We start from the raw sequence: 5,197 nt of genomic DNA, 5'->3' as shown, positions 1-5,197 counted from the left end.
TTTGCGCCCCAGCGGGAGCAAGCTCCCTCGCCACGGTCCTATGTTCGGCTGGTCTTTGACTTAACTGATCGGCATTATCCACTCGGGACGCTTTTTTTGTGCCTGACATTTGGCCTCTTGATCGTTCATCGCGAGCATGCTCGCGATGGCGTCGGCTCAGGCACCCCACCGATCAAGGCGCGAACGGCATCACACGCTTGTGGTGGGTCTTTCTGTACGTGTCACAAATGATCTTGAACGCTTCCTCGCGTACCGGTTCGCCATGCAGGAAGGCGTCGATCTCGGCGTAGGTCACACCGTGGGACGCTTCATCCGGCTTGCCGGGCGCCAAATCCTCGAGGTCGGCGGTGGGGATCTTTTCCACCAGCGACTCCGGTGCGCCGAAGCTGCGGGCAATCGCCCGGACCTGGTTTTTCACCAGGCCGCTCAAGGGGGCCAGGTCGCAGGCGCCATCCCCGAATTTGGTGAAGAACCCCATGACGGCTTCGGCGGCGTGGTCGGTGCCAATCACCAGGCCATGGGCGGCACCGGCAATGGTGTACTGGGCAACCATGCGCATCCGCGCCTTGGTATTGCCCAGCACGAAATCCACGGACACCGCCTGCTTGCCTTCGAAGGCCGCGACTTCATTGGCCAGGGACTTGACCGCCGGGCCGATGTTGACAGTGTGGCGCTCATCCGGCGCGATGCAGTCCAGCGAGGCCTGGGCTTCGTGCTCATCGAACTGGGTCTCGTATGGCAGGCGCACGGCAATGAACTTGTAGCTCGCATCACCGGTGCGATCACGCAGCTCACGCATGGCACGCTGGGCCAGCAGGCCGGCGGTCAGCGAGTCGACGCCGCCGCTGATACCGAGCACCAGGGTCTTGAGCCCGGAATTGAGCAGGCAGTCCTGTATGAAGCGGATCCGCCGCGCGATTTCAGCTTCCAGGGCGGCCTGGTCGGCGAATGGCGGTTGGACCTTGAGCTGTTCAGCAATCTCACGCTGTACGGCTTGCATGAATTCACTCCTTGCTTGAAATGCCAGATAGGGCGGCAGGTACTTGAAACACATGTCGCAAATAGGCGACGAAATTCGGGTCTTTGCAGTGTGTCTTCCCAGGTTCGTCGGAGATCTTGGCGACGGGCTGGTCATTGCAGGCTGCCATTTTAAGCACGATGCTCATCGGGTCGACACCCGGAATGTCACACGTCAGGTTGGTGCCAATGCCGAAGCTGACATTGATCCGACCGCGCAGCGCCCGGAATATCTCCAGCGACTTGGGCAGTGTCAGGCTGTCGGAGAATACCAGTGTCTTGCTCATCGGCTCGATACCGAGCTTATGGTAGTGGGCGATGGCTTTCTCGGCCCAGATGATCGGGTCGCCGGAATCGTGGCGTAGGCCGTCGAACAGCTTGGCGAAGTACAGGTCGAAATCGTTGAGGAAGGCATCGGTGGTGATGCAGTCGGTCAGGGCGATGCCCAGTAACCCACGGTACTCGCGCACCCAGCAATCCAGCGCGGCGATCTGGCTGTCGATCAGGCGCGGGCCCAGTTGCTGGTGGGCCATGATCCATTCGTGGGCCATGGTGCCCAGCGGCTTCATGTCGAGCTCGCGGGACAGGTGCACATTGCTGGTGCCGACGAAGCGCCCGGGGAAATCGTGCTTGAGTACGTTCACCACTTCTTCCTGCACGCGGTAAGAGAAGCGTCGACGGGTGCCGAAATCGGCTACCTGCAAGTGCGCAAGTTCATCGGCGCTGGCGTTGGCGCTTAACCAGTCGAATTTGCGATAGAGCTGTTCGCGCACCTGCTCCATGACAATTTCACGGTAGCGATAGCGGTTGCGTACCTCACTGACAATCGCCAGCAATGGCACCTCAAACAGAATCACATGCAGCCACGGCCCGCGCAGGCGGATAAACAGTTCGCCGTTCTCGATGCCGGTGTGGAGGTAGCGCAGGTTGAAGCGAAAGAGCCCGAGAAAGCGCAGGAAGTCCGGCTTGAGGAAGCTGATGCGCTCCAGGAAGCCCAACTGATCGGCACTCAGGCTCAACTCGGCCAGGCGTTCGACCTGAAAACGGATCTCCGCCAGATAGGGGCGCAGGTCCTCGCTGTTGCGGCAGCGAAATTCCCATTCGACTTCCACGTTGGGGTAGTTGTGCAGCACCGCCTGCATCATGGTCAGCTTGTAGAAGTCGGTGTCGAGCAGGTTCTGCACGATGCGATCGGCAAACACACTCTCGCTCATAACGGGTCTCTCCAGGCGGGTCGCAGCCTGTGGCGGCGACGTTGCAGCGGTATCAATGAAAGGGGCTAGTGGCGCATATCCGCGGCGGGTAGTGCCAGCGATTTTTTGGACGATAGCGATCTCTGTGGCGAGGGAGCTTGCTCCCGTTGGGGTGCGAAGCGCCCCCGACTACAGCCACTGCGTTCTATCTGAAAGAAGGCATTTACCGTTTTGCGGCTGCTTCGCCCGAGCGCGGACCGGCCGACGGGAGCAAGCTCCCTCGCCACAAAGATTGTGCTTGGCCGCAGGTTTTTGTGAATCCTCAAATCTGCGGCGCATCCGGGCTATCGATCTGCTCCAGCATCCACTTCACGAAATCACGCACCTTGGGCACTTCCGCCGAGTGTTCGGGGTAGGCCAGGTAATAGGCATCGCTGCTGGGCATTGCATGCTGCCAGGGAATGACCAGTTTGCCGTCAGCCAGTTCCTCTTCCACCAGGAACCGGGGCAGCAGGGCGACACCGCAGCCGACTTGCGCCGCACGGATGCACATGTAGAAGGTTTCGAAACGCGGGCCGTGGTAGCTGTGCTCGGTCTGGTAACCCTGGCTGTCGAACCAGTCGTGCCAGGCTTGTGGCCGCGAGGCATTTTGCAGCAGCACCAGGTCGGTGAGCTGGGTCGGGTCGGTGAACGGCTGATCCGGCAGGCTGCCGGGTGCGCACACCGGCACCAGTTCTTCGCCAAACAGCTTCAGGCTCTCTGTGCCGGGCCGTGAGCCTTGGCCGAAGTAGAACGCCAGGTCGCTGCGCCCTTGCAGCAGGTCGTCAGCCTCCTGCTCGTTGCACAGGTCCAGGTGAATCTGCGGATGACGCAGGCGCCAGCCCTTGAGGCGTGGCACCAGCCAGCGCGCGCCGAAGGTAGAAGGCGTGGATACCCGCAGGACTTCCGTCTCGCCGCCGTAGGAGCGCAGGTAATGCGTCGACATCTCGACCTGCGTGAGGATTTTTCGGACTTCAACCAGATACAAATCCCCAGCGGGGGTCATTTGCAGGCGCCGGCGTACCCGACGGAACAGCAGGTGCTGTAGCAACTCTTCGAGTTGGGCGACCTGTTTGCTGACGGCGCTCTGGGTCAGGTTCAGCTCTTCGGCGGCGCGGGTGAAGCTCAGGTGACGGGTGACCGCCTCGAAGCACTGCAGGGCGGTGATCGAGGGCAGGTGGCGTTTATTCAGCATGGGAGGTCCCTTGTTCTTGTTGCAACGCTTTGCATGAATAAACGGAATGATATCTCGCCTAATCGTCGTTTGTTGGCAAGTCTCGGGCCGGCTACAACTAAAGGCCTGTAGCCCCTTGCCAGCGGGCTGTGAATTTTCTGCTTTTCACCTTGAAGGAGTAACCCATGGTTGCCGCATTGCTTGATCGTTTGGGGGTGAACCCGGCCCTGTACCAGAACGGCAAACAGCCTGTGCATTCACCGATCGACGGCAGCCAGATTGCCTCGGTGAACTGGGAAGGTGCCGCCGAAGTCGAGCAGCAGGTCAGTCGCGCCGAGCATGCGTTCGACCTGTGGCGCAAGGTCCCGGCGCCGCGTCGCGGTGAACTGGTGCGCCAGTTCGGCGAAGTACTGCGTGAGTACAAGGCCGACCTGGGCGAACTGGTGTCTTGGGAAGCCGGCAAGATCACTCAGGAAGGCCTGGGTGAAGTACAGGAAATGATCGACATCTGCGACTTCGCCGTCGGCCTGTCGCGCCAGTTGTACGGCTTGACCATCGCCTCCGAACGTCCAGGCCACCACATGCGCGAGTCCTGGCATCCACTGGGGGTGGTGGGGGTGATCAGCGCCTTCAACTTCCCGGTCGCGGTCTGGGCCTGGAATACCACCCTGGCGCTGGTCTGCGGCAACTCGGTGATCTGGAAACCGTCGGAGAAGACCCCGCTCACCGCACTGGCCTGCCAGGCACTGTTCGAGCGCGTAGTGAAAAACTTCAGTGATGCCCCGCCGTACCTGAGCCAGGTGATTATCGGCGGCCGCGATGCCGGCGAAGCGTTGGTGGACGACCCGCGTGTGGCCCTGGTCAGCGCCACCGGCAGTACCCGCATGGGACGTGAAGTGGCGCCGAAAATCGCTGCGCGATTCGCCCGCAGCATTCTGGAACTGGGGGGCAACAACGCGATGATCCTCGGCCCAAGCGCTGACCTGGACATGGCCGTGCGAGCCATCCTGTTCAGTGCGGTTGGCACCGCCGGCCAGCGTTGCACCACCCTGCGTCGCTTGATCGCCCACGAGTCGGTCAAGGAAGAGATTGTCACCCGCCTCAAGGCGGCTTACTCCAAGGTGCGTATCGGCCACCCGCTGGAAGGCAACCTGGTGGGGCCGCTGATCGACAAACAGAGTTTCGAGAACATGCAGGACGCGCTGGAGCAGGCCTTGAGTGAAGGCGGCCGGGTGTTTGGTGGCAAGCGTCAGCTCGAAGACCAGTTCCCGAATGCGTACTACGTATCGCCGGCCATTGTGGAAATGCCGGAGCAGAGCGACGTGGTGTGCAGCGAGACCTTCGCTCCGATTCTGTATGTGGTCGGCTACACCAATTTCACCGAAGCACTGCGCCTGAACAACGCGGTACCGCAAGGCTTGTCGTCGTGCATCTTCACCACGGACGTGCGTGAAGCCGAACAATTCATGTCGGCGGTGGGCAGTGACTGCGGCATTGCCAACGTCAACATTGGTCCGAGCGGGGCAGAAATCGGCGGTGCGTTTGGCGGCGAAAAAGAAACCGGCGGTGGTCGCGAATCGGGCTCCGATGCCTGGCGTGGCTACATGCGCCGGCAGACCAATACGGTCAACTACTCGCTGGAGCTGCCGTTGGCACAGGGCATCACGTTCGACTGAGTCTTGAGTCAAACAAGATCCCCTGTGGGAGATTCTATGTTTGAGGGGAAGCTCCAATAACTGAGTTTGGGTGGTATTCGCTCTGGTTTTTCATCAGG

At 60.9% G+C, this 5,197-nt stretch carries 4 protein-coding genes; 1 reads left to right on the top strand and 3 read right to left on the bottom strand.

The genetic code is table 11. The features are described 5' to 3' along the window. Positions 1 to 172 precede the first annotated feature (172 nt). From nadE to AC3WQN_RS25280, 3 genes are all read right to left on the bottom strand, one after another. Positions 173 to 1,000 carry an NAD(+) synthase gene (gene nadE, locus AC3WQN_RS25290; protein WP_095144755.1) on the bottom strand — a complete coding sequence of 276 codons (828 nt, stop codon included), beginning with the start codon at positions 998 to 1,000 and terminating at the stop codon, positions 173 to 175. Positions 1,001 to 1,004: 4 nt separating this feature from the next. Further along, the gene (gene pncB / locus AC3WQN_RS25285; RefSeq protein WP_103398960.1) at positions 1,005 to 2,231 is read right to left on the bottom strand and encodes a nicotinate phosphoribosyltransferase; all 1,227 of its coding nucleotides are present in this window, start codon (positions 2,229 to 2,231) and stop codon (positions 1,005 to 1,007) included. Between the two features lie 301 nt (positions 2,232 to 2,532). Further along, complete coding sequence (locus AC3WQN_RS25280) at positions 2,533 to 3,444, bottom strand: LysR family transcriptional regulator (RefSeq protein ID WP_103398962.1); 912 nt, start codon at positions 3,442 to 3,444, stop codon at positions 2,533 to 2,535. A gap of 164 nt (positions 3,445 to 3,608) precedes the next feature. Here AC3WQN_RS25280 and amaB point away from each other — a divergent pair, with 164 nt between their 5' ends. Further along, positions 3,609 to 5,099 carry an L-piperidine-6-carboxylate dehydrogenase gene (amaB, locus tag AC3WQN_RS25275; protein ID WP_103398963.1) on the top strand — a complete coding sequence of 497 codons (1,491 nt, stop codon included), beginning with the start codon at positions 3,609 to 3,611 and terminating at the stop codon, positions 5,097 to 5,099. Positions 5,100 to 5,197: the final 98 nt, after the last annotated feature.

Source organism: Pseudomonas sp. FW300-N1A1 (assembly GCF_058789115.1).
The sequence above is the reverse complement of the archived record's forward strand: the minus strand, read 5'-3'. Positions and strand labels throughout refer to the sequence as shown.

Coding starts and splice junctions, on each gene's coding strand:
- nadE (WP_095144755.1), bottom strand. CDS start 1,000: ATGCAAGCCGTACAGCGTGAGATTGCTGAACAGCTCAAGGTCCAACCG.
- pncB (WP_103398960.1), bottom strand. CDS start 2,231: ATGAGCGAGAGTGTGTTTGCCGATCGCATCGTGCAGAACCTGCTCGAC.
- AC3WQN_RS25280 (WP_103398962.1), bottom strand. CDS start 3,444: ATGCTGAATAAACGCCACCTGCCCTCGATCACCGCCCTGCAGTGCTTC.
- amaB (WP_103398963.1), top strand. CDS start 3,609: ATGGTTGCCGCATTGCTTGATCGTTTGGGGGTGAACCCGGCCCTGTAC.